Below are 22,960 nucleotides of genomic sequence, written 5' to 3'. Positions count from 1 at the left end.
TTGCTGCCATGAATTTTCAATGAGGTGAGTCATGCCTGATTCGGTTGATTTTCAGTGCGAGCCATGGTTAGACCCTGAGGCAAAACCGTTTATTCGTATCCAGAATGTTACCAAGAATTTTGGGGATTTCGCGGCGGTAAGCAGCGTTGACCTGGATATCTATCGCGGGGAATTGTTCTGCCTTTTGGGCGGTTCCGGCTGTGGCAAGTCCACGCTTTTGCGAATGTTGGCGGGCTTTGAAACGCCAAGTTCGGGCACCATCTATATTGACGGCATGGAAATGAGCGAGGTGCCGCCCTACAATCGTCCGGTCAACATGATGTTTCAATCCTATGCGTTATTTCCGCATATGGATGTGGAGAATAATGTCGGTTATGGATTGAAGTGCGATGGCGTGGACAAGGAAGAAATCAGGTCGCGTGTCGCCGACATGCTGGCAATGGTGGAACTTGCCGAATTCAGCAAGCGCAAACCCCATCAATTGTCCGGCGGGCAGTGTCAGCGAGTGGCGTTGGCAAGGGCCTTGGTCAAGCGACCCAAAGTATTATTGCTGGATGAGCCGCTGGCGGCGCTGGATAAACGACTCAGAGAGCAAACCCAGTTTGAGTTAATGAACATCCAGGAAAAACTCGGGGTAACTTTTATTGTGGTCACCCATGATCAGGAAGAGGCAATGACATTGTCCACCCGCATTGCGGTCATGGATGCCGGGAAATTTGTGCAAATCGGCACGCCAACAGAAATTTACGAATACCCCTCATCCCGAATGGTCGCGGATTTCATTGGCACGGCAAATATGTTTGAAGGGCGAATTACTGAAAACGGCGCCGACCATGTTCGAGTGCGCTCAGATGACCATGATGCCGAGTTTTTTATCGATCACGGATTATCCATCACGGAGGGCAGCAAGGTTTGGGTCGCGGTGCGGCCAGAAAAAATCTGGCTGTCCAAAACGCCGCCTGAACACTCAAGTGCAAATAATTCAAGCGCAAATAATCTAAAAGGAGTGGTTCAAGATATAGGCTATTTGGGAAATATTTCAACCTATCGAATTAAACTCCCCAGTAGCAAGATCATTGCGGTTACCGTTCCGAATCAGGTGCGACCGAAAGATGGACGCCATGCAGTCGATTGGGAAGATGAAGTATACCTGGGATGGGATGCCACCAGCCCGGTGGTGCTGACTAAATAACATAGCCAGATAACATTAAAGCGACCATGCGATCGGCGACCGACATTATTGGAAAATTCAGGGCGCACCCCATTGGCCGTACGCATATCCCAAAAATTTTCGAGCTGTTGCAGTCGCGCTGGAAAACAGCGGTTGTCTTCATTCCGTATTTTTGGCTGCTGCTGTTCTTTTTAGCCCCATTTTTTATCATCCTGAAAATTAGCCTGGCGGAGTCGCTAATCGCCAGCCCACCGTTTTCGCCGTTGTTTGAATGGGCCAGCGACGGCGCCATGAACATCCGCGTGATTTTTGATAATTACGCTTATCTTTGGGAAGACGAGCTGTATCTCAACACCTATTTAAGTTCGGTCAAAATTGCTTTCATATCCACGGTAGCGTGCTTATTGATTGGCTACCCCATCGCGTATGCCATCGTAACCTCGTCGCATACCGCAAAGCATGTTTTATTGATGTTGGTCATCTTGCCGTTCTGGACCTCATTTTTATTGCGCGTCTATGCCTGGATGGGATTGCTGGCCGACCAAGGGCTGATCAACGATCTGCTCATTTGGCTCGGATTTATTGAGAGCCCGGTACGGTTGCTGTATTCTCATTTCGCGGTCTATGTCGGCATCGTCTATACCTATGTGCCATTCATGATTTTGCCGTTGTACGCCAACATGGAAAAACTGGATATGACCTTGCACGAAGCGGCCGCGGATTTGGGCGCACGGCCGTTTAAAACATTTTTGACCGTAACCTTGCCGTTGACTATGCCCGGGATAATTGCCGGATCGTTGTTGGTATTCATACCGGCAACCGGGGAGTTTGTGATTCCCGATTTGCTGGGCGGCGGTAATGTATTGATGATTGGCCGGGTGCTGTATGGCGAATTCCACTCCAACCATGACTGGCCGGTGGCCTCGGCGGTGGCGATTGCATTGGTGATTTTGCTGGTGGTGCCGATGATGCTGTACCAGCGCGTCCAGAGCAAAGAGTCGGAGCAAGGTTAGGCATGGAGAAAAAACGTTCCAGGTTCCTGTTTTCGGTGTTGTGCTTTGGCATGGCATTTTTGTATATCCCGCTGGTGGTGTTGATTACGTATTCCTTCAACTATTCCAAAATTGTTCCGGTTTGGGGTGGTTTTTCAACACGCTGGTACGTCTCTTTGTTTGAAAGCGAAAAAATATGGGCGGCACTGTCGTTGAGCCTGAAAATTGCCGTAGTCAATGCCACCTTTGCAACCCTGCTCGGAACTCTGGCCGCATTAGCGTTAGTGCGATTTGGTAAATTTCGTGGCAGAACATTGTTTGGTGGAATGATTGCCGCACCACTGGTGATGCCGGAAGTGATTACCGGTTTGTCGTTGTTGATGTTGTTTATAACGCTGAAAGAGCTTTTCGGATGGCCGGATAAGCGCGGGTTTTCCACTATTGCCATTGCGCACATCACGTTTTCCATGGCTTATGTGGCCGTCATTATTCAATCCCGGTTAGCCGGAATGGGGCAGACGCTGGAAGAAGCGGCTCAGGATTTAGGCGCCAAACCATTGCGGGTTTTAGTCGATATTACATTTCCGTTACTGGCGCCCGGCATGTTGGCGGGATGGTTGCTCTCATTCACCTTATCCCTTGATGACTTGGTTATCGCTAGTTTCGTCACCGGCCCGGGAGCGAATACACTGCCGATCCTGATTTATTCCAGAATAAAAACCGGCCTGAAGCCGGACATTAACGCGTTGGCAACCATCATTATATTCACCGTCGCGATAGGCGTGATCATCGCCGGCTGGATCCTGTTCCGCCAGCAGAAGCAAAAGGAAAGGGATATGCAGTTGGCAACCGCGGCCAATAAATAAGCCGAGCGATTAGCCCGGCAACTACGACAATCTGAGATTGGCTTGCGCCACTTTTCCGGTTCCGGGATGATGCTTCAATCGGGCGACCGGCAATGTAGCCTGCAACCGGTGATGAAACTCACGAACCCCTTGTTCAATGGAAGACAGATTCGGTTGCGGGAAAACGCTGGATTGCATACCGTCCTGAAGCCATCTCACGAAGTTGTCATCTTCCGCGCTGGTTGCGTTATTGATGCGCCGGTTCAGATATCGAACGGCGCGGGCTTCGCGGCGCGAGTCGAGCAGCGCGTAGCATCCGCCGCGCACGCGGGTTTTATCGATCGCGACCGGGATGGTCATGTAAAACTCGATGCTGTCGGGATATAAGCCCAGAACCATGCTCGGAAAAATTCCGCCATACAACCAGCAGTCTTGATTTTTCTTCGGCAGATGCGCGAACCGCGGCAGCAATTTTTGATAATGCCGCACGCTCCATAACTTCGCCGGCTCGGCATTGATCACGCCATATGAGAGTGGCACGCCGCCCACCAAATGGTCGGAATAATCCTTGCCATAAAGTTGCTGCAGAGCCGGATGCCCGATCGGGACATGATAGCCTTCGTTGTCAATATCGTGAAACACCTTCCAGTTGTAGGGTCGAATATCGTCATACCGGGTGTTTTCAAGCGGCTGCATTTGCGCGATTTTATACGCCGCGATTTCATCTTGCATGGGCCGCAGCATTTCAGCCAGGGACTGTTTTCCGCCTTGAAAACGAATGAAAATGAATCCCATCCATACTTCGAGATCCAACGGCACTAAGCCGTTTCTCGATTTGTCCAGATTACGAAATGTATTTTCCGCGGGAACGCCGATCAACTTGCCGTCAAGTTGGTAGGTCCAGCCGTGGAACGGGCAGGTCAGCGCGGGCGCGCATTGTCCGCAAGGCGAGTCCAGCAGTTTTGCGCCACGGTGCCGGCAGACATTGTGAAACGCCCGAATTTGGTTATCGTTTCCCCTGACCACCAACGCGCGTTCGCCGACCGCATCCAGGGTCAGATAGTCGCGCGGATTTGGCATGTCATTGATATGCCCGACCAGCAGCCAGTTTTTCTTGAACAGGTGATCCTTTTCCAATTCCAATAACTCGTCATCGTAATAAGCCCACGGCGCCAAACAGTCGCTGGTTTCCGAATTTATTCGGGTTTGGACTGGTTTTGCATTGTCGCCGGACGGCATTTTGAACTCTCATTGAAACAATAATTGAGCGATTATAATCGATTGAACAAATGCTCAATATAGAAAATAAACAGATAGAAAAAATACCCGCGCAACCTTGCTGGCATTTCACTAGGCTATTAAACCAAATGCGTCACGCTAACCCTGTTCCCCCATGTACGCTGAAGATATTCTGCGACAAGTCGCCGATGGCAGTGATGTGGCTGGTCTTCACTCATTGTCGGGGGCATTGATCAAAAGTTCCCGGTTCGGTAATCTTGTCCAGATTAGGTAGGACACCCTTTTTGTAATAGTTCATCCACGATTGAATCAGATGCCGAAGATAAATGATGGTTCAAGATACTTTAAGCGGTCGATTTCGGATAGATTTTAGCAGATATTGACACCCATTTTCGTGGCGCATATTGAAGCGAGACTCACACTCTTTCAAAGGGGTCCGGCTACGCCGGACGACATATTTTAACTGGATTCCCGCCTGCGGCGAGAATGACGGGCTGGGGGGACAATGGTGAATCGGAAGGCAATACTCCTTTTGAGAGGACAATGGTAAATAATTGTCACGCAAAGCGTGACACTAAAACGTGCTCTGGCGTAGCTGGACATTTTCTCTCGTGTGCTTTGGCGTCTCAACGCGCTTTTGTCTTCTCAATTCACCATTGCCTATCATTTGTCATTGCCCGGCCCATATTATTATTGGCCGGGCAATCCAGTTGAATATGCCGTCCGGCGTAGCCGGACTCATTTTCGGCGAAGCCGCGCCGTTTGATGCGAGAATGACGGCAAGGCGATGATGCTTGTTGCTTACCGCTAATGTATGCACGCGTCTCGGCGGCTACGCCACTCTGGATTCCCGCCTGCCGGCGAGAATGACATGCTTGTTTTTCATTTATAGAACAATTAGGTATGACCATTTCACTATACCTTAAAGTATCTTGAACCTAAATGATTGGCATATCATGCCGATAAAGATTTTTGCAGGTCTCGGCAAAAGCGGGGGCTTGGTGGTTGGCGTACCAGTGACGATGGTCGTCGGTAAGAAAAGTCGGACACCGCTGGGAATTAGTAATTTGAATGTAATTGTTAATCGTTCGCACCGCAAAGCGTTGCCACGAACTAGAATTTTTTTTTCAAACAAATTGCCACCGTTAACCAAATCGCGGGTCGGCGCTTCGGACAAGACCACCATCATTTCGGCGATTTGATTGATTTGCACAATCGCATTGGTGCCGTCAGACGAATATATGCCGGGCAAGTCGTCGAGGACAAACAGACACGCGACGGCCGCTTTTTCTTTCAGAGCAACGACAAAATCATCGTAGGCGCTTAATACATCTTGACAGTTTTTTACCGCTTTCACCATGTACCGATCGAGTTGAAATTCTCGCCGACCGGCGACGCAGCCCAGACAATTGGCCAGCCAATCCCGCAACAATTTTTCGGACTGAGTCATAGCAACGCGATTAGCGTATCATAGAAGGTTCCGGTGAACTTTAGATGAGGTTTTTTCTTATTTTCATGCGTGTATAGCAAACAAATGCAGCGCATAAACAATTTCTCGTCGGGTCGTGTCCGTTGGCACGGACTCGCGTTCGTCTGCACGCTGTCAACGCTCGCGCAAATCGCGCAATTGGGGATTCTGCCGCCGTTGCTCGCGCTGATTTTACAAAATCGCGGAATCCCCGCGGCGCAGATTGGCGTTTTCGCCGCCGCCCCGTGGTTGATGATTTTGGCGGTATCACGTTTTGTTCCGCGCCTAATCACCAGTCTTGGACTGGTTCGCGCTGGCGCGCTTGCGATTGTAGCGAGCATCGTCTCGGTCGCCGGGATGGCGGCGGCGAGTGATTTCTGAATTTTATTGGCGTTCAATTTCGCCGCCGGTTTCGGGCTTATTTTGCGCTGGATCGTTTGTGATCTGTGGATTTTACAAATCGCCGGCGAGCGCTGGCGTGGACGCGCGATTGGCGCACACGAGACGTTGATGGGACTCGGAATCGCGGTTGGCCCCGGGATGCTGGTGGCCACCGGCATCGACGGCGCCGCGCCGTTTGCGATGTGCGCGGGAGTGCTCGCGCTGGCACTGGTTCCCCTCTCGGCGGCGTTGCAGTGGGATGCTCGTCCGGCGACCACGAAAAAATCCAGTGACGGCGACGGATTTTTTGTATTATTCACGATTTTGCCGACGGCATTGGCGGGGGCGTTTGTCTGCGGATTTATTGAGACCTCGGCGATTTCTCTGTTGCCGGCGTCGGCCGCCGGACTTGGGATGAGTGCCGCCGCTGCCGCTTTGCTGGTCACCACTTTCGGCGCCGGCAACACGCTTTTGCAATTTCCCCTCGGCTGGCTTGCCGACAAAATCAGTTGCGTTCGCGCGCAAATTGTCGCCGCCATTGTCACCCTCGTCGGCGCCGCCGTTTTCACACTCGCATCGACGGCGACAATTTGCAAGCGGGCACCGGCGTTTTGCCATGGGTCGTTTTATTTTTGTGGGGCGGGGCGGCCGGGGGAATGAATACATTGGCGGTGATGGAGACTGGCGAAAAAACCGGCGGTGCTCGTCTTGTCGCGGCATTGTCGGCTATCGCCGTTGCCTACACCATTGGCGGCGTTATTGGTCCGGCGGCCTCGGGCGCGGCGTTGCAAATCTTTCCGCCGCACGGATTTATGCTGGCCGCGGCGGTTGCGGCAGTCGCGTTTCTTGTCGTCGTCGGCAGACGAAAAGAAAAGATTTGCGCGCACCGAATCGTGATCGCCGCCGGGGTGCGTAACGATGAGCATTTGTATTTTTCTGGCGAAGACTTCGGCGGACGCATTGAATGCCGCGCATGGCGCGTATCTTTCCGGTCAGCGCGCAGTGCTATGAGTTTGCGGCCCTGATTTATTGTTAAAACAAGTGGTGTTCTTCCTGCCGCGAATCCAGTCACAAACCGTCGGACTCGGCATCAATGACAGCCAACTCGATTCCCCTTTTTAATTTTTCGACTAATTCATCTATTTGCGTTTCATTGATGATTAGCGGCGGCGACATAACACACATATTTATAATCGGCCTAACCAGTAGTCCGAGCTGCTGGCAATGCCGATCAATTCGGTCTCCAATGGCATAGTCCATCGCCAGCGTATTGTCGCCGTCTTTATTGAGGTCGCATTGAACGCAAGCCATCAATCCGATTCCCCGAACATCGGTGACGACAGGAAGTTCATTCAGCGTTGCCAACTGAGCCTGAAAATACGGCGCGACCTTGCGCACATGTTGCATGATGTTTTCCCGCTCCATGATTTCTATGTTTTTAAGCGCGGCGGCACAAGCCACCGGATGGCCGGAATAGGTGAAGCCATTGGAAAAGACGATGCTGGGATGTTGCGCATCAATGGATTGCAATAACCGGTCAGACACCAGAAATGCGCCCAACGGCACATAGCCCGAGGTGATGCCTTTGGCGCAAGTGATGATATCCGGGACGATATCGAAAACCGCTTGCGAGGCGAAAAAATGTCCCAATCGACCAAACGCGGTGACGACTTCGTCCGAGATATAAACCACATCGTGGGCTCGACAAATTCGCAAACAAGCTGCGTGGTATCCCTGAGGCGCCATGATCACGCCGCCCGAAGCCATGATTGGTTCGGCGATAAACGCGGCCACTTTGTCGGCGCCTATTTCCAAAATTTTATTTTCAAGTTCGCCGGCACGCAACTCGCAATATTCCTGCTCGCTCATGGCCGCGGGCTGGTCCATCAAATTTGGATCGGCGATATGATGAAATGCGTCGTCCATGAAGTCGAGATAATTCTTGTCGCGGGACTTGCCGGATGCCGATGCTGAAAGATAGGTGCTGCCGTGGTAAGCATTGGTTCTGGAAATGATGTGTTTCTTTTGCGGTTGTTCAAGAACGTTGTTGCGGAACATGACAAACCTGAGCGCGGAATCAACCGCAGTGGATCCGCCGGTGGTGTAAAAAACGTGGTTTAAATCACCCGGCGACAGTTGAGCAAGTTTGTCAGCGAGTTTCACAGCCGGCGTGTTGGTTAAACTCCACGGGCTGGCATAAGTTAACTGCATTATTTGATCGGCGATGGCATCGGCCATTTCCTGGCGGCGGTGACCGATGTTGACGCACCACATGCCGGCCGGCCCGTCCAATAACTTGTTGCCATCCGAATCCTCGATATAAATACCGTCAGCATGGGTGATTACCGTGCGCTTGTTGTTGCCGATTTTTTTCATGTCTTCCCAAGGATGCAAAAACTGGTTGTCGCGCAGTTGGACGGATTCGGTGACAGGCTTTGGCATATCGGTAATCAAAAATTAGTAAAAAGGATCTTCTCCGGGCGGGCGCGTCTTAAAACGTTTATGCGACCAAAAATATTGTTCGGGCGCGTGGGCGATTAATTTTTCGATGGCGCGGTTCATCGTGGTCGTGTCTTTCACGCCATCTCCGGACGGATAATTTTCCAGGGGCGGTTCGAATATGATTTCAATGCCGCGCCCGAATTTTCTTAGCCGCGCCATGCACGGCACCACCTTGGCGTTGCCCAACCGGGATATTTTATTGAGCGCGGGATAGGTCGCGGTTTGTATATTGTAAAAGGGCGCAAACACGCCACGGTTTTTTCCGGGATCCTGATCCGGCAAATAATAAAAAGGCACGCCCTTGCGGATCGATTTGATCAGGCTGCGCGAGGCGTCCTTATAGTGATACATGCGGCTGCCAAACCGCGTTCGTCTTTGAAATATAAATTGATCGAGGTATGGATTCTTGTGCTTCCGATACATGCTGGTCATTTTCATCTGGCTGAAAAAGTAACAGCCGAGAAACTCAAGCGTGACAAAATGCGGCGCAAGAATAATGATATTTTGTTTGGCGTCCATCAGGTTGTCCAGGACTTGCTTGTTTTTCGAAATGGAAAGGCGCTCGCATCTTGCCGCGGAACACCACCAGGCGATGGCCATGGCCATCACGCCGATGGTCATGGCGTGAAAATGATGTCTGGCAAGTCGTTGAATTTTGCCGGGCGAGTAGTCCGGAAAGCAGGCGGTGAGATTGGTTTGGGTAACATGCCTGCGGGAGCCGTGCAGCCAATATACAATTTCACCCAAGCCCGTGCCGATAAAATAAATGACCGGCAAGGGCAGGTAACTGAACGCCCGCAGCAAAGCAAGCAATAGTTTCTGCGGAAAATTTTTTAGCCAATCATTGCCTGAAACAGGTTTTTCAACAGATTTTTCGGTGGTGCCATGCATCGCGGTATTGTATTACGAGTGGGTGGAATATTTTGATAAAGCCTGAATTTAAAACCTGAATTTAATTAGGGCAATATCGACTGATATTTTTTGTGGCGGATAAATTTAAGCGGCAACGTTTTTTGTTTCCCATTTTATGTCTCGTTTTTGTTTTTGCGGCAAAATCTGACAATCTATTCGGATAGTGATAGAATGGGTCAGGAATGGGGTGTCGGTGGCGGTCTGCTCCAAAGACCAATTTCACGGGATAAATTTCACGGGATAAATCGAGACTCGGCTGCATAATAATCAAGCGATAACAATTGGAATACATAGTTTGACTGAAAGCCTGCAACTTACCGCCGAAATGGGCGCCGTTATGGCGATTCTGCTTTTGGTCATTTGCTTGTTTGCTTTTGAAGTTGTTAGAATTGATGTCGCGGCGGTTTCAGTGATGGTGTTAATTGGATTGACTGCGCTCATTCCCGGCTACGATGGCATGGTTTCTTCGAGCCAATTGTTCAGCGGATTTTCCAGCAACGCGGTTATTTCCATCATTGCGGTAATGATTATCGGCGCCGGCCTGGATCGTACCGGCGTGATGGGCAAACTGGCCAACAAAATTCTTAAAATCGGCGGCAATACGGAAGGCCGGGTGATCATGATTCTGTCCAGCGTGGTGGGATTGATTTCCAGCTTTCTGCAAAATATTGGCGCCGCGGCATTATTTTTGCCGGTGGTCAATCGGATTGCGCGTCGAGGAAACCTGGCGATTTCCAGGCTGCTCATGCCTATGGGGTTTTGCGCGATTTTGGGCGGCACGATAACCATGGTGGGTTCCAGTCCATTGATTTTGCTCAATGACCTGATTGAAAACTCCAATCAGGCGATGCCGGACCGCTCAGTGGTCGTGGAGCAATTCAGCATGTTTTCGGTCACGCCCATCGGACTGACATTGCTTTTTTGCGGAATTTGTTATTTCGTGTTTCTTGGACGTTTTGTATTGCCGGTAATCAAGGATAAGCCGGGCGAATCCGGCAACATGCTGAAATATTTTCGGGAAGTCTATGGCATTGAGGGCGAGGTCTATGAATGCGTCGTGACCAAGGAAAGCCCATTAATATCGCGCACGCTTTCGGAAATAGACGCAGCCGGCCGCGCCGGATGGATTGTTGCAATCAGAAATGGCCATGAGTTGGTGGTCGCGCCGCGCGGCGATACCGATTTTTGGGCTGGCAGCGAAATGGCGATTATGGGCCGCCGCGACGCGGTGTATGAATTTGCCAGGGAATACGCGCTACATGTGAAAAACGAAATGGATGTATTCGCTGATGTACTCAGTTCAAGCAGCGCCGGAATTGCGGAAGTGGTCATCCCGCCGGACTCATCGCTGATCGGCAAATCGTTGCGGGAAGTTGCATTAAGGAAGCGCTATGACGCCACGGTGCTTTCTGTTTTTCGCGCCGATGACGTTATTGATAGCGGTATTCCTGAGCTCGTGCTGCAATCCGGGGACACCTTGGTCTTGCATATTAACTGGAGTAATCTGAGTTCAATCGCGGATGCCAGACATGACTTTGTTGTGGTGACCGACTTTCCAAGAGAAGATGAACGACCGCAAAAACTTAAGTTCGCGACCGGGTTTTTTGCGCTTACGCTATTCCTGATCATCTTCACCGATGTGCGTTTATCCGTTGCGTTGATGAGCGGGGCGGTGGGTATGATTCTGAGCGGAGTGATCAAGATTGAAGAAGCCTATCGGGCCATCGGTTGGCAGAGCGTGTTTCTGCTCGCCAGTTTGATTCCGCTTGGCATTGCGGTGGAAAACAGCGGCACCGCCGCCTGGATTGCGCAACAAATTTTGTTCTATCTCGATGGCGTGCCAATCTGGATGTTGCAAACCGCCATCGCCATCCTGGCCTCATTATTTACGCTAATCATATCCAATGTCGGGGCCACCGTGCTGTTGGTTCCGTTGGCCATCAATATCGCAATCGGGGCCGGCACCAATCCGGCCGTGTTTGCGCTGACCGTTGCGCTGGCCACATCCAATTCGTTCCTTATTCCTACCCATCAGGTGAATGCCTTGATCATGGGCCCCGGGGGTTATCAGGTCGCTGATTTCCTCAAGGCCGGCAGCATCATGACCATCATGTTTATCTTCATTGTCGTGGCTATGCTGAATACGTTTTACTTATAGGCCGGAAAACCGAATTCCACCGGCGCTTCGGCTTGCCCAAATCGGCACACTGAGCCCATTAGTGCATCCAATGCGCCGCCACATTGCCGGCAAAAATCGAGTCAAGAAATATGTCACAGCGCACGCATAAATCCACTTGCACAAGTCCCGCCGGTCAACGTATTGCGCCTGGTTTTGACCGCCATAAAATCATCCATGCCGCCGAACGGTTTGACGGCAATGAATACACTTTAATCAACGCTGACTGCATCAAAGGGCTTGGCGGTCTGCGCGCCGATTCGGTTCATTTTGTCGCCACCGACCCGCCCTATTTTTTAGACGGAATGGGGGATGACTGGAATAAAGCCAAACTAAACCAGCGGGTCAAGCCCGGGGTCATTGGCGGACTGCCCGCGGGCATGAAGTTTGACAAAAACCAGGCAAAGAGACTTCGGGAATTTATGCTCAAGACCGCTGCCGAACTTTATCGCGTGCTCAAGCCCGGCGGTTTTGCATGCGTTTTTTGCCAAGCAAGATTGTCGTATGCCGTTGGTACCGCTTTTGATGAGGCTGGTTTTGAAATCAGGGATATGCTGGCGTGGAAATACGAAGGGCAGGCAAAGGCATTTTCACAAGCGCATTTTGTTCGCAAAATGAAGCTCAGCGCAACGGAGAAAAACGCAATAATAAAGCAAATTTCCGGCAAGAAAACACCACAGTTAAAACCGCAGTTCGAGCCAATTATCCTCGCGCAAAAGCCCAAGGAAGGCACATTTATTAATAACTGGCTTACGCATAAAACTGGACTGATGTCGCCCGATCAGTCGATAATGGGCAAGGGTTTTCCCGGCACCATACTGGAAGCCCCCAAGCCCAAAAAGGGCGCCGAATTCGGACACATGACGATAAAGCCGGTGGTGGTTATGCGACAACTGATTAGACTGTTCACCATTTCCGGACAGACGGTTTTGGATCCATTTATGGGTAGCGGAACCACGGCGGTAGCCGCCATGCAGGACAACCGCAGATTTATCGGCTTTGAGATAGATCCTGATTACACAAAGATCGCGCTGCAAAGAATCAAAAATGAAACAGAACTATTTTGACAAATACAATAGCCGCTTCCCGTTCAAGTCGTCTTTTCCAAGACAAGTTGTGAAATTTTTTCGATTAGTTTTAATCACAATTGGCGGTTATGCCGCCGTGGCGGCCATGCCCATGTTCATGTCTATGCTTGGGCCCACGTCTATGCTTGGGCAGGCAGCCCATGCACATCATTTGCTTCCCCAGCATCCATTGCAATGTAGCGATAACTTTCCATGCCCGAAAGAATTGCACCGCAGAGTCGATTTTTGGATACAGGTTTTCAAGAGTTGGGGCAAGGAGGTCGCGATCTTTCACGACCCGAATATTTCAGAGCGGGTGTATTCGGTGGTTGACACCGGTGCAGGTTGCAGCGACCGGGTGTCCAGAAAATTAAGCAAAGAGCGGAAGAGACTGAAGACCGCCTTGTACAATGTCGCCGCGAAAATTGAATCGGCGGCCGAGCTAAAATCCAGCGAGCAAATTCATCTCGCGCACTTATTCCAAACTCCAAAGTCCAAGACGACAGCCAAGAAGATAGCGAGAAAAATTCGATTTGCATCAGAAAACATTCGCTGCCAAAGCGGCGTCAAGGATAGTTTTTTAGAGGGCTTGCAACGGTTTAATCGCTACCGATATCTGGTTGACACCGTATTGAAGCAATACCAACTGCCGTTGGAAATACGTTATTTGCCTTTTGTGGAATCCTCCTATAACCCGGCCGCGTATTCCAAGGCCGGGGCGGCCGGCATGTGGCAAATCATGCCGAGAACGGCGCGAACGCTGGGACTGGAGTTAAATGCGACTATTGATGAAAGATTGGATCCGGAAGCGTCCACCCATGCGGCCGCCAGATATCTGGTTAAATCCAGAAACTCATTAACCAAACTGGCAAAATCCATTGATCCCAATATCACCCACCACGAAATAAATCCATTCGTCATTACCTCTTATAACTACGGTTTAAGCGGTATGCGCCGGGCGATCACGCGTATAAAACCAGACTATTTAAGTGTGCTGAAAAATTATAAATCGCCGAAATTTCAAGTCGCGGTAAAAAACTTTTACGCCAGTTTTCTGGCGGCGCGGCATGTTACCTTAAACGCGCAAAAATATTTTGGCGGCATTGATCTTGACCAACAAATTCATTATCAAACCCTGGTGCTAAAACATCCAACCTCTTTGGCGCGAATAAAATCAATTTTGAAAGTAACGGAAGCCCAGTTAAAACCGCTGAATTTGGGACTAACCCGATTTGTATGGAATGGCTGGCGCATGATTCCAGCAGGCTACCAATTAAAATTGCCTGGTCATGGCAGCCAATATAAAACCGCGATTGCAAGGCTGGAATCCATGGCGCCTGAAACAGTTGCGCCGGGCTCAGGCAATTACATCGTGCGCAAGGGCGACACCGCTTGCGGCATTGCCAGGGCGTTGCAAGTGAATTGCCGAGCGTTAATCAACCTTAATCGGCTTGGCAAAAGGGCGATTATTCTTATCGGGCAGAAACTGTCGATTCCTGGAAAGTTAATTGTAGTCGCCCAGGCCGGGCGCACAGGCAGTGATACGTTGGTGGTTATCAAATCGATCCCACTGCGATTCGATGAAACTTATCGCGTCAAACGCGGAGATACCGCGTGCAAGATCGCCAGGCGATTTAATGTCGGCTGCCGTGTATTGATTGGCGCGAATCAGCTAGGTCGAAAAGCCACCATTTATGTCGGCCAAAAACTGACCATACCGGGATCCATGTCCCAATCCGGTCAGATAGCGGGCCTGGACGAAAACAACATGTATATCGTGCGCAAGGGCGACTATGCCTGTTTCATCGCCGCACGCCTCTCGGTGAATTGCGCCGCGCTCAGGCGCTTAAATAATTTGAATAAAAAAGCGGTTATTTTCCCCGGCCAAAAACTGAAAATCCCAGGCTTAGAGGTGCCTGACACCACGCAAACCGCACAACAGTTAGCGCAAGTTGACCTCGAAATCGCCAAGGCCACAGGGCAAGCTGGCGGCCAAGTTGATGACGTGACCACCAGTCAGACGGTAAAGTATCCCGCATTATCAAATTTACTGGATACGTTGCCGGATCTCAGTATTTCAATTACCGGGTCATCGGGGAATCCGGTTTACCGAATTCGGGTTGAAGCCGACGAAACCCTGGGACACTATTCTGACTGGTTGGGTCTGGGCTCGACCAAGGCGATTAGAAAATTAAACCAACTATCATACGGCCATACGCTACACCTAGGCAGAGTGCTGAAACTGCCGGTAACTTCGGGAGATCAAGTGACCGCCTTTGAACGCAAGCGCATCGAATATCATCAGGTGCTGAGTGAAGCATTAAAAGAGCATTATTCACTCGCTGGAATCGATCGATATACGGTTCAATCCGGAGACTCGATCTGGTTGCTGTCCAGGCAGTCTGAATTTCCGGTGTGGCTGCTATATCGACTCAATCCGGTTTTAAAACTCTCAAGCTTGAAAACCGGACAGGAAATTTTGCTGCCAAAACTACAGGAAAAATAACCGCAGGTCATGGTTCATCGGTTAGACTAGCGACAAATTAAATGAATGATAACCAGCCATAGATAATTTTTTTTTGGGACGATTATTTTCCGGTAGGCGCATGTCTGGCTTTTACGAAAAATTAACCGATAGCTGGAAGCAGCAAAATTCGCTGCTTTGCGTTGGCCTTGATCCTGACTTGGACCGACTGCCGAAATCCATTAAAAACGCTAAGCACCCGCTGTATCGATTTAACCGGGAAATCATTGATGCCACCGCGCAATGGGCCTGCGCCTACAAGCCTCAGGCGGCTTATTACTCGGCAGTCGGTGCGGAACTTCAGTTAAAAAAAACCATTCGCTATATCAAGTCTGAATATCCCGCCATGCCGGTGATTCTGGATGCGAAGCGCGGTGATATTGGCTCCAGTGCGCGCATGTATGCCATCGAAGCGTTTGAACGCTATCAGGCCGATGCGGTGACGGTGAATCCCTATCTCGGCGGCGATGCGCTTGAACCGTTTCTGCGCTTTCAAAATCACGGCGTCATCGTGCTGTGTCGGACCTCCAATCCCGGCTCTGGTGATTTTCAGCAATTGGTCAGTGGCGAGCGGGCAGTCTATCAACATGTTGCCCATCTGGCGGCATCGCAATGGAATAAAAACAACAATGTCGCGTTGGTGGTCGGTGCAACCTATCCGCAAGCGATTAAGGAAGTCAGGCAAATCGTCGGCGACATGCCGCTGCTGGTGCCCGGCGTCGGTGCGCAAGGCGGCGATCTGGAAGGCGCGTTAAAAAATGGATTAACCGAACAAAAAAAGGGCTTGATAATCAATGTATCCCGAGAGGTTATATTTGCAAGCGCGGGCGCGGATTTTTCGACCGCCGCGGCCAATCAGGCGCAAAGTATTTGCCGGCAGATTAATCAATATCGATCGACATAACCTCAATAACATAGGCATGCCTATCATCCATGGCCGGCTCCGACAATAATTCCACGCACCATGTAGGCTTATTCATCACCTGTTTGGCGGATTTATTCAGGCCGCAAGTCGGATTTGCGGCGGCGCGCTTAATCGAGCAATGTGGCTGTCATGTTTCAGTGCCGCAACAGAGTTGTTGCGGCCAACCCGCATACAATAATGGCGATGATGCAAAAACCCGGGTGCTTGCAAAAAATCTGATTGAGCAATTTGAGTCGTTCGATTACGTCGTCGCGCCGTCTGGATCCTGTGCGGCCATGGTTAAAGTGCATTATCCAAAACTGTTCAGCGACCATCCGAATTGGTTTGGCCGCGCGCGGAAGTTGGCGGACAAAACCTATGAGTTGTCTCAGTTTTTGGTTGAGGTCATGCCGCTGAAATCGCCGCCGCAAGCGCGGCGGTTTGCCGATGATAAAAAAATCACTTACCACGATTCCTGCTCTGGATTGCGCGAGTTGGGCATTCGTTCTCAGCCGCGAAAACTGTTAAGTCAGCGTGCCGGGATACGCATTGATGAGATGGATAATTCTGAAATATGCTGCGGATTTGGCGGCGCTTTTTGCGTCAAATACCCCGAAATATCTACCCGCCTGGTCGATAATAAAATTTCCAGCATCGATAAAACTGAAGCGGATATTGTGCTCGGAGGCGACCTCGGTTGTTTAATGAACATTGCCGGGCGCATAACGCGATGCGGAAAACCAACTCAGGTTTTTCATTTTGCTGAATGGTTACTGGATGAAGAGCCTGAAGCGGGCATCGCGCAAAGTCAAGCGCAAGAAATAAGCCGGGAAATCAACAAGTGAAAGTTTTATCACAAAATTTTAACTCGGCGTCCAAAGCCGCTTTGCTTGATGATGATTTACGTTGCGCGCTTGACCGGGCCGAGGGGGGATTTGTAAATACCCGAAAAAAAGCGGTTGCCGAGTTAAGAAACTTTGAGGATTACCGCACCTACGGACAGCAGGTTAAAGATCACACGCTAAAACACTTGGATTATTACCTGACTCAATTTGAAACTAACGCAACGAAAAACGGCAGTCAGGTTCATTGGGCGTGGAACGGAGAACAAGCGAATAGAATCATTCTAAATATTTGCGCCGCTGCCAACGCCAGGAAGATAACCAAGGGAAAATCAATGGTTTCGGAGGAAGCGGTGACCAACCAGTCGTTGCAAGACCAAGGTTACGAAGTCATCGAAACTGACTTGGGCGAGTATATTATTCAGTTGGCCGGGGAATCTCCCAGCCATATTATCGCCCCCGCGGTGCACAAGTCGAAACAAAACGTCACCGACTTGTTTCATGCGCACCATTCCGGACTTGGCTATCTTGAACAGGTTACCGAGCCCGAAGATATCGTCAATCAGGCGCGGCAAATCCTGCGCGATCATTTTTGCAGCGCCGATGTCGGCATCACCGGGGCAAACTTTTTAGTGGCCGACACCGGCTCGGCCGTCATCGTCACCAACGAAGGCAATGGTGATTTAACCGCGTCTTTGCCCAACGTGCATATCATTATCGCCAGCATTGAAAAAGTGATTCCCGACCTGGTTTCACTGGGCGGATTCCTGCGCTTGCTTGGGCGTAGCGCAACCGGCCAAAGCATGAGCGTGTACACGACCTTGTTCAATGGCCCCAGACGAGAAGATGATTTAGACGGGCCTGAGCAATTTCATGTGGTGTTGCTGGACAATGGTCGCGCCGAAATACTCAACGGCAAATACCGGGACATTCTTCGCTGCATCCGCTGCGGCGCCTGTTTGAATCATTGCCCGGTCTACACCAACATCGGTGGTCATGCCTATGGCTGGGTTTATCCGGGCCCCGTGGGCGCGGTGCTGACGCCGTTATTGGTGGGGCAAACAAAGGCAATGCACTTGCCCAATGCCTGCACTTTAAATGGGCGCTGCGAAACGGTTTGTCCGGTAAAAATTCCGCTGCCGTCATTATTGCGGCAGCACCGAGTGGATTTGGCGCAAATGGGCGCGCCTTCACGGACGCAGAAGTTTGGTCTGTGGTGCTGGTATTCATTGGCAAGCCGACCCAAGCGGTATAACCAGATCACGAGAATATTAATCGCCATCCTGACAAGACTACAATCGCTTAAATCGACGGCTGCCAGAGGAAGGTTTCGATGGCTGCCCTTGGCACGCCCGTGGACCGCGACGCGGGATTTTCCGGCGCCGGCCCAATCCACTTTTCAGCAACTACGGAAAGCCCGGCATCGCCATAAAACATGAGCGCCCGGGAAACCATATTGTCAAAAATTCGCGCGGCAACCGATTCATCAGATTTTGAATCGGCGCCCGATTTTTCTATTGCGTTGCCACAACCGGATTACCCCTTTGATATTGAAGCAAATAAAACAGGTCAATTTGTCGAAATGTTGGTTCAGGTGCATGGCACCTGGGAAATTCTCGCAAACTTGGGCGATGTTCCTGATTCCGCGACCCACTACCTGATAAAAGCAGGTGCGAAATTACGCGCCGCTATCGCAACCGACCCAAAGTTGACCCAGTTGGATTGGGCAGACCTGGTGGTTGAACCAAGACCGGCTCGAAAATCCGACCGCACTTCGATTACCCTGGCATTTGCGGGAATCGCCGAAACCGGAACCATCGCCATGGTGTCGTCCGCGCGCTCGCCAGTTACGCTTAATTTTCTGCCGGAAATTAATATTGTGGTGCTTCTGGAGTCACGATTGGTAGCGACTATGGAACAGTTCTGGCCCATGATGAAAGTGATAAAAGCGCAGCCGCGCGCGATAAATTTTATCACGGGCCCCTCGAAAACCGCGGATATTGAACAAACCATCGTTTACGGCGCCCACGGACCCAGACACTTCCACGTCATCATCGTTAAAAACCAGGGTTCAAGATACTTTAAGGTATAGTGAAATGGTCATAACTAATTGTTCTATAAATGAAAAACAAGCATGTCATTCGTTGCCGAATTTCGGAGAATAAATTCAGGGCGATTCCACGGCTGTTTTGCCTTGATATCGAGGCTTGCAAAGTCGCTCGAATCACTGGCATCTCTCGTCCAGCGACCAGCCGATTGTATACTCAAATCAGACAACACATCGCCGGGCAATGACGACTCTTATTCGTCATTCTCGCCGAAGGCGGGAATCCAGTTAAATATCTGTCACGCGTAGCGTGACTCTTTTTGGCATACGGCTTTGCCAGACACAAACAGCGCGGCTTCGCCGCAAAGGAGTTCGGCTACGCCGAACGGTTTAATAACTGGATTGCCCGGCCAATAATAATAATATGGGCCGGGCAATGACGGATTATAGGTAATAGAGCACGTTTTAGTGTCACGCTTTGCGTGACACTTATTTACCATTGTCTTCTCAAAAGAAATCATCGCCTTCCGATTCACCCTTGTCCCCCCAGCCCGTCATTCTCGCCGCAGGCGGGAATCCAGTTAAAATATGTCGTCCGGCGTAGCCGGACTCCTTTGAAAGAGTGTGAGTTTCGCTTCAATATGCGCCACGAAAATGGGTGTCAATATCTGCTGAAATCTATCCGAAATCGACCGCTTAAAGTATCTTGAACCAAAACCAGCGTTAATCCGATTCTCCATCAAATTCTCCCGGGTCATGGGTTATGACAATTGGCAGGACTGATCATTGCCGAAGGCGCGACTGAACGAGAAAGCTTAATAGTAGCGCCGAATATAGCGTTGTATGCGCTTTACTGCATCCAACAAATCCGGGCAGTAAGTGATTACGGTATTGAATATTTTCCGCATCGCTTCTTCTTCGTATTCATGCGCGATGCTGTTTCTCAACTCCCTGATTTCAACAAAGGTTTCGCTGTTCTTTATCAACCCCTTTTTTTCCGCGTTGTTAATGCGGTCTCTTACTGTTTCCTGGTTTTCCAAATCCAGCTGGTCGATAAGGCGGAACATTTTTTGCATTACCAGATCACTCAAACGTGCAAAGCGGCTGGCAAGAGATTCAAATCGTTCCAATTCTTCCGCGCTATAATTATTCTTGCCTCGTATTTCCACGCATCGTTGCAAGGAAAAACGGAAGTGGTTGGCGGCTTTATCCATAAGAGCCACTTGGTCGCGCAACAGGTCAAATTTTCTTTGGTTCATAACCGAATCGCATCTTCCAACGCAATCCGCACAAACGGGCGAGACTCGTCATCAGTAATCAACAAGTCGATTTTTTGCTCGTCCAGGCGCTCCCACAAACGCGCTTTGATCTTCAGTTTATCGGCGAAGGTTAGTTTGTCGGTTAACACCAATAAGTCGATATCACCACCTTTGCGGTTGTCATCCACCCGCGAGCCGAATAGATAAAGTCGAGCATCCTTATCAAAACTCATGATGGTTTCGGTAATGGTGGCGCGTTCCTGATCTGTGAGTCTCATATAGGAAAGATTTTATCAGAAAATCCGGGGCCTTGTTTGAAGCCATAAAATCAGTCCAGTTCAACATCCACCTTGAACCCGCCTTTATTATCCAGAGTAAACAGTCCATCGGTGACCGCGTAACTCCACTTTGCGCTGCGGCGCAATCCGCCTAATGGATACATGTGAACGCCGGTAATGCCGGAATCAGGGTGGTTGGCGCAGTAGTCCGCCAGGTCTCTGACCAGTTTGTCCGGGGCCTTGACCGCCAGCAGTTTGGTGACGTTTTTGGCTTGCTTGGTGAGAAATTTCATGGAGGCGCCGATGCCACAGGCTTTGGCATGCAGCAACAATGTTTTTAGCGTGGCCAAGCCGGGGATGCCAATATGGATGGGCAATGTGTTGCCATCGCGCTGCAACATTTTGTCCCAGGCGATGATCGGTTCAGATTCAAACGCAAATTGGGTGACCAGGTACATAGCCGCATCGGTTTTATTTTGAAACTCATTTTTCCACTTAACCGCAGCGCGGATCGCCTGCTCGGACATATCCGGACTGCCCTCGGGATGTCCGGCCACGGCAATGCGTTTTATGCCGTGTTTATCGAACAAACCGGAATCCAGAAGTTGCATGGAATCGGTGTACACCCCGACCGGTTTATCCACCGCACCGGCGATACATAACACCCAGTCCACTCCCGCTTCACCGACAACCCGTGCAATGTTTTCATTCAGGGTCTTTTGGTCGCTAATGCTGCGCGCGGCGAAATGCGGCACCGGTATAAAGCCTTCATCACGCAAGCGCGCAGCCACGGCGACGGTGGCGTCAAAATCCGCACCCGGCAAAAACGTAATATACACGATGGTTCCCGGGCGGAGGTGTTCCCTGAAATCGGCAGTTTTCGCGGCCGCGCCCGGCGTGGTTTCTGCGCTGAACCCGGTCAGGAATTGCTGAATATTTTGTTCTGTTGACATGTTCATTGATAATCAAGGGGGGCCAAAGACGCTTGTGGCGATAATCATGAACAAATCATTATAGGATATTTTTACTCATTCACAAATCGCTTATACTATTCAACATCAATTCTAATCAATCTGTGTGAACGGTCCCATGCGTTATTCGATTTTTAGCCTGGCGCGCAATGCCCTGACTGGCCATAAAAATTGGCAGCAAGCCTGGAAAAGCCCAGAACCTAAACCGCGTTACGATGTCATTATCATCGGCGGCGGCGGTCACGGCTTGGCGACCGCCTATTACCTCGCGAAAAACCATAATATAACCCAGGTCGCAGTGCTCGAAAAAGGCTGGATAGGCGGCGGCAACACCGGGCGCAATACCACCATTATTCGCTCCAATTACCTGCTTGAACCGAACGCGCATTTCTATGAGCATGGCATGAAATTATGGGAAGGATTGTCGCAGGACTTGAATTTTAATCTGATGTTCAGCCAGCGCGGGGTCCTCAATCTTGCGCATGACGACAGCCAAATGGACGCCCTGCATCGTCGCGGCAACGCCATGCGCTTAAATGGCATCGATGCGGAAATACTTGATCTGAAGCAAATTAAAAAAATGGTGCCATTGCTGGACACCTCGGCGCAAACCCGATTCCCGATCATGGGCGGATTGCTGCAGCCCAGAGGCGGCACCGCCCGGCACGACTCGGTTGCCTGGGGCTATGCCCGAGCGGCCGATGCGCGCGGCGTGGATATTATCGAAAACTGCGAAGTCACGGGTTTCAAACGAGCAGGCGGCAAGGTGGTCGGCGTCGACACAACCCGCGGCGCAATCGGCGCGCGCAAAATCGGCGTTGCCGTTGCCGGAAATACCACTCGGGTCATGGATATGCTGGATATGCGTATGCCGATAGAGTCGCATGTGCTGCAGGCGATGGTCACCGAGCCGGTCAAGCCGATGCTCGATACCGTGGTCACCTCCGGCGCGGCGCACCTGTATATCAGTCAGTCGGACAAGGGCGAGTTGGTGTTCGGCGGCGATCTGGATGGCTACAACTCCTACGCGCAACGCGGCAATTTTCCGGTGCTCGAACATATCATTCAGGCGGTGATCACTTTATTCCCGGCGGTCAGCCGAATGCGCTTGATGCGCACCTGGGGCGGACTTGTGGATATGTCGATGGACGGCAGTCCGATTATCTGCAAGACCGATATTCAAAGGTTGTATCTAAACGCTGGATGGTGTTATGGCGGGTTTAAGGCAACCCCGGCCTCCGGATACTGCTTCGCCCACACCATCGCTAACGATGCGCCGCACGAATACAATGCCGCGTTTACTCTGGATCGATTTCACCAAGGTTGGTTGATCGATGAGAAAGGGGTCGGCGCGTCTCCGATGAGTCATTAGGCATGAGTCA

General features: G+C 50.7%; 25 protein-coding genes. 16 read left to right on the top strand and 9 right to left on the bottom strand.

Annotated features, from left to right (window positions below; translation table 11 throughout):
- Window positions 1-31: 31 nt before the first annotated feature.
- From ACP158_RS10925 to ACP158_RS10915, 3 genes are read left to right on the top strand one after another with little or no spacing between them, the layout of a single operon-like run.
- Entirely contained in the window at window positions 32-1,192 is a 1,161-nt protein-coding gene (locus ACP158_RS10925; protein ID WP_424946156.1) for an ABC transporter ATP-binding protein, read from the top strand.
- 26 nt (window positions 1,193-1,218) lie between these two features.
- Window positions 1,219-2,184 carry an ABC transporter permease subunit gene (locus ACP158_RS10920; protein WP_424946155.1) on the top strand — a complete coding sequence of 322 codons (966 nt, stop codon included), beginning with the start codon at window positions 1,219-1,221 and terminating at the stop codon, window positions 2,182-2,184.
- 2 nt (window positions 2,185-2,186) lie between these two features.
- Complete coding sequence (locus ACP158_RS10915) at window positions 2,187-3,029, top strand: ABC transporter permease subunit (RefSeq protein ID WP_424946154.1); 843 nt, start codon at window positions 2,187-2,189, stop codon at window positions 3,027-3,029.
- 21 nt (window positions 3,030-3,050) lie between these two features.
- On the opposite strand, the gene ACP158_RS10910 is transcribed toward ACP158_RS10915, so the two are convergent.
- Window positions 3,051-4,247: an aromatic ring-hydroxylating oxygenase subunit alpha gene (locus tag ACP158_RS10910; RefSeq protein ID WP_424946153.1), complete on the bottom strand. Its 1,197-nt coding sequence runs from the start codon at window positions 4,245-4,247 to the stop codon at window positions 3,051-3,053.
- 656 nt (window positions 4,248-4,903) lie between these two features.
- On the opposite strand from ACP158_RS10910, the gene ACP158_RS10905 reads away from it, so the two are divergent.
- The gene (locus ACP158_RS10905; protein ID WP_424946152.1) at window positions 4,904-5,038 is read left to right on the top strand and encodes a hypothetical protein; all 135 of its coding nucleotides are present in this window, start codon (window positions 4,904-4,906) and stop codon (window positions 5,036-5,038) included.
- A 131-nt stretch (window positions 5,039-5,169) separates the two neighbouring features.
- Here the strand turns inward: ACP158_RS10905 and ACP158_RS10900 are convergent, their stop codons facing one another.
- Window positions 5,170-5,697: a hypothetical protein gene (locus ACP158_RS10900; protein WP_424946151.1), complete on the bottom strand. Its 528-nt coding sequence runs from the start codon at window positions 5,695-5,697 to the stop codon at window positions 5,170-5,172.
- Window positions 5,698-5,781: 84 nt separating this feature from the next.
- Between ACP158_RS10900 and ACP158_RS10895 the strand changes: the two genes are divergently transcribed.
- The 3 genes from ACP158_RS10895 to ACP158_RS10885 are packed head-to-tail and all read left to right on the top strand — an operon-like array spanning window position 5,782 to window position 7,121.
- The gene (locus ACP158_RS10895; RefSeq protein ID WP_424946150.1) at window positions 5,782-6,096 is read left to right on the top strand and encodes a hypothetical protein; all 315 of its coding nucleotides are present in this window, start codon (window positions 5,782-5,784) and stop codon (window positions 6,094-6,096) included.
- Between the two features lie 6 nt (window positions 6,097-6,102).
- Complete coding sequence (locus ACP158_RS10890) at window positions 6,103-6,756, top strand: MFS transporter (RefSeq protein WP_424946149.1); 654 nt, start codon at window positions 6,103-6,105, stop codon at window positions 6,754-6,756.
- Window positions 6,753-7,121 (top strand): hypothetical protein, encoded by a 369-nt coding sequence (locus ACP158_RS10885; RefSeq protein WP_424946148.1) that lies wholly within the window; start codon window positions 6,753-6,755, stop codon window positions 7,119-7,121. Before ACP158_RS10890 ends, ACP158_RS10885 begins: the two co-directional genes overlap by 4 nt.
- 43 nt (window positions 7,122-7,164) lie before the next feature.
- Here ACP158_RS10885 and ACP158_RS10880 read toward each other — a convergent pair whose 3' ends face one another.
- Window positions 7,165-8,538, bottom strand: coding sequence for an aminotransferase (locus ACP158_RS10880; RefSeq protein ID WP_424946147.1), 1,374 nt, complete (start codon window positions 8,536-8,538; stop codon window positions 7,165-7,167).
- 15 nt (window positions 8,539-8,553) lie between these two features.
- Window positions 8,554-9,489 carry a lysophospholipid acyltransferase family protein gene (locus ACP158_RS10875; RefSeq protein ID WP_424946146.1) on the bottom strand — a complete coding sequence of 312 codons (936 nt, stop codon included), beginning with the start codon at window positions 9,487-9,489 and terminating at the stop codon, window positions 8,554-8,556.
- A gap of 316 nt (window positions 9,490-9,805) precedes the next feature.
- Between ACP158_RS10875 and ACP158_RS10870 the strand changes: the two genes are divergently transcribed.
- The 8 genes from ACP158_RS10870 (at window position 9,806) to ACP158_RS10835 (ending at window position 19,318) form a co-directional block, all read left to right on the top strand.
- Complete coding sequence (locus ACP158_RS10870) at window positions 9,806-11,668, top strand: SLC13 family permease (protein WP_424946145.1); 1,863 nt, start codon at window positions 9,806-9,808, stop codon at window positions 11,666-11,668.
- A gap of 110 nt (window positions 11,669-11,778) precedes the next feature.
- Entirely contained in the window at window positions 11,779-12,753 is a 975-nt protein-coding gene (locus ACP158_RS10865; RefSeq protein WP_424946144.1) for a DNA-methyltransferase, read from the top strand.
- Window positions 12,734-15,259 (top strand): LysM peptidoglycan-binding domain-containing protein, encoded by a 2,526-nt coding sequence (locus ACP158_RS10860; protein ID WP_424946143.1) that lies wholly within the window; start codon window positions 12,734-12,736, stop codon window positions 15,257-15,259. Before ACP158_RS10865 ends, ACP158_RS10860 begins: the two co-directional genes overlap by 20 nt.
- Window positions 15,260-15,359: 100 nt before the next feature.
- Window positions 15,360-16,181: an orotidine-5'-phosphate decarboxylase gene (gene pyrF, locus ACP158_RS10855; RefSeq protein WP_424946142.1), complete on the top strand. Its 822-nt coding sequence runs from the start codon at window positions 15,360-15,362 to the stop codon at window positions 16,179-16,181.
- 29 nt (window positions 16,182-16,210) lie between these two features.
- Window positions 16,211-17,026: a (Fe-S)-binding protein gene (locus tag ACP158_RS10850; protein ID WP_424946141.1), complete on the top strand. Its 816-nt coding sequence runs from the start codon at window positions 16,211-16,213 to the stop codon at window positions 17,024-17,026.
- On the top strand, window positions 17,023-18,462 hold the full coding sequence (locus tag ACP158_RS10845; protein WP_424946140.1) for a LutB/LldF family L-lactate oxidation iron-sulfur protein: 1,440 nt from the start codon (window positions 17,023-17,025) through the stop codon (window positions 18,460-18,462). The genes ACP158_RS10850 and ACP158_RS10845 overlap by 4 nt, the downstream gene beginning before the upstream one ends.
- Before the next feature lie 17 nt (window positions 18,463-18,479).
- On the top strand, window positions 18,480-19,115 hold the full coding sequence (locus tag ACP158_RS10840) for a LutC/YkgG family protein (protein WP_424946139.1): 636 nt from the start codon (window positions 18,480-18,482) through the stop codon (window positions 19,113-19,115).
- Window positions 19,116-19,144: 29 nt separating this feature from the next.
- Complete coding sequence (locus ACP158_RS10835) at window positions 19,145-19,318, top strand: hypothetical protein (protein ID WP_424946138.1); 174 nt, start codon at window positions 19,145-19,147, stop codon at window positions 19,316-19,318.
- A 51-nt stretch (window positions 19,319-19,369) separates the two neighbouring features.
- On the opposite strand, the gene ACP158_RS10830 is transcribed toward ACP158_RS10835, so the two are convergent.
- The 5 genes from ACP158_RS10830 to ACP158_RS10810 form a co-directional block, all read right to left on the bottom strand.
- Complete coding sequence (locus ACP158_RS10830) at window positions 19,370-19,570, bottom strand: hypothetical protein (protein ID WP_424946137.1); 201 nt, start codon at window positions 19,568-19,570, stop codon at window positions 19,370-19,372.
- Window positions 19,571-19,651: 81 nt separating this feature from the next.
- Window positions 19,652-19,810 (bottom strand): hypothetical protein, encoded by a 159-nt coding sequence (locus tag ACP158_RS10825; protein ID WP_424946136.1) that lies wholly within the window; start codon window positions 19,808-19,810, stop codon window positions 19,652-19,654.
- A gap of 75 nt (window positions 19,811-19,885) precedes the next feature.
- On the bottom strand, window positions 19,886-20,329 hold the full coding sequence (locus ACP158_RS10820; RefSeq protein ID WP_424946135.1) for a nucleotidyltransferase substrate binding protein: 444 nt from the start codon (window positions 20,327-20,329) through the stop codon (window positions 19,886-19,888).
- The gene (locus ACP158_RS10815) at window positions 20,326-20,607 is read right to left on the bottom strand and encodes a nucleotidyltransferase family protein (RefSeq protein ID WP_424946134.1); all 282 of its coding nucleotides are present in this window, start codon (window positions 20,605-20,607) and stop codon (window positions 20,326-20,328) included. Before ACP158_RS10815 ends, ACP158_RS10820 begins: the two co-directional genes overlap by 4 nt.
- A gap of 50 nt (window positions 20,608-20,657) precedes the next feature.
- Window positions 20,658-21,566 (bottom strand): methylenetetrahydrofolate reductase, encoded by a 909-nt coding sequence (locus ACP158_RS10810; RefSeq protein WP_424946133.1) that lies wholly within the window; start codon window positions 21,564-21,566, stop codon window positions 20,658-20,660.
- 130 nt (window positions 21,567-21,696) lie between these two features.
- Here ACP158_RS10810 and ACP158_RS10805 point away from each other — a divergent pair, with 130 nt between their 5' ends.
- The gene (locus ACP158_RS10805; protein ID WP_424946132.1) at window positions 21,697-22,950 is read left to right on the top strand and encodes a sarcosine oxidase subunit beta family protein; all 1,254 of its coding nucleotides are present in this window, start codon (window positions 21,697-21,699) and stop codon (window positions 22,948-22,950) included.
- Window positions 22,951-22,960: the final 10 nt, after the last annotated feature.

Source organism: Candidatus Spongiihabitans sp. (genome assembly GCF_965247905.1).
Classification (GTDB): domain Bacteria; phylum Pseudomonadota; class Gammaproteobacteria; order Arenicellales; family Poriferihabitantaceae; genus Spongiihabitans.
Note: the sequence above shows the minus strand (reverse complement) of the source record. Positions and strands in the feature narration are given on the sequence as shown.

Bases quoted from the DNA above. Each gene is read 5' to 3' on its own strand.
- ACP158_RS10880 (WP_424946147.1), bottom strand. From the start codon at position 8,538: ATGCCAAAGCCTGTCACCGAATCCGTCCAACTGCGCGACAACCAGTTT.
- ACP158_RS10915 (WP_424946154.1), top strand. From the start codon at position 2,187: ATGGAGAAAAAACGTTCCAGGTTCCTGTTTTCGGTGTTGTGCTTTGGC.
- ACP158_RS10860 (WP_424946143.1), top strand. From the start codon at position 12,734: ATGAAACAGAACTATTTTGACAAATACAATAGCCGCTTCCCGTTCAAG.
- ACP158_RS10920 (WP_424946155.1), top strand. From the start codon at position 1,219: ATGCGATCGGCGACCGACATTATTGGAAAATTCAGGGCGCACCCCATT.
- ACP158_RS10825 (WP_424946136.1), bottom strand. From the start codon at position 19,810: ATGGAGAATCGGATTAACGCTGGTTTTGGTTCAAGATACTTTAAGCGG.
- ACP158_RS10895 (WP_424946150.1), top strand. From the start codon at position 5,782: ATGCAGCGCATAAACAATTTCTCGTCGGGTCGTGTCCGTTGGCACGGA.
- ACP158_RS10925 (WP_424946156.1), top strand. From the start codon at position 32: ATGCCTGATTCGGTTGATTTTCAGTGCGAGCCATGGTTAGACCCTGAG.
- ACP158_RS10885 (WP_424946148.1), top strand. From the start codon at position 6,753: ATGAATACATTGGCGGTGATGGAGACTGGCGAAAAAACCGGCGGTGCT.
- pyrF (WP_424946142.1), top strand. From the start codon at position 15,360: ATGTCTGGCTTTTACGAAAAATTAACCGATAGCTGGAAGCAGCAAAAT.
- ACP158_RS10875 (WP_424946146.1), bottom strand. From the start codon at position 9,489: ATGCATGGCACCACCGAAAAATCTGTTGAAAAACCTGTTTCAGGCAAT.
- ACP158_RS10830 (WP_424946137.1), bottom strand. From the start codon at position 19,570: ATGGTAAATAAGTGTCACGCAAAGCGTGACACTAAAACGTGCTCTATT.
- ACP158_RS10805 (WP_424946132.1), top strand. From the start codon at position 21,697: ATGCGTTATTCGATTTTTAGCCTGGCGCGCAATGCCCTGACTGGCCAT.
- ACP158_RS10910 (WP_424946153.1), bottom strand. From the start codon at position 4,247: ATGCCGTCCGGCGACAATGCAAAACCAGTCCAAACCCGAATAAATTCG.
- ACP158_RS10850 (WP_424946141.1), top strand. From the start codon at position 16,211: ATGGCCGGCTCCGACAATAATTCCACGCACCATGTAGGCTTATTCATC.
- ACP158_RS10815 (WP_424946134.1), bottom strand. From the start codon at position 20,607: ATGAGACTCACAGATCAGGAACGCGCCACCATTACCGAAACCATCATG.
- ACP158_RS10835 (WP_424946138.1), top strand. From the start codon at position 19,145: ATGAAAAACAAGCATGTCATTCGTTGCCGAATTTCGGAGAATAAATTC.
- ACP158_RS10820 (WP_424946135.1), bottom strand. From the start codon at position 20,329: ATGAACCAAAGAAAATTTGACCTGTTGCGCGACCAAGTGGCTCTTATG.
- ACP158_RS10865 (WP_424946144.1), top strand. From the start codon at position 11,779: ATGTCACAGCGCACGCATAAATCCACTTGCACAAGTCCCGCCGGTCAA.
- ACP158_RS10900 (WP_424946151.1), bottom strand. From the start codon at position 5,697: ATGACTCAGTCCGAAAAATTGTTGCGGGATTGGCTGGCCAATTGTCTG.
- ACP158_RS10810 (WP_424946133.1), bottom strand. From the start codon at position 21,566: ATGAACATGTCAACAGAACAAAATATTCAGCAATTCCTGACCGGGTTC.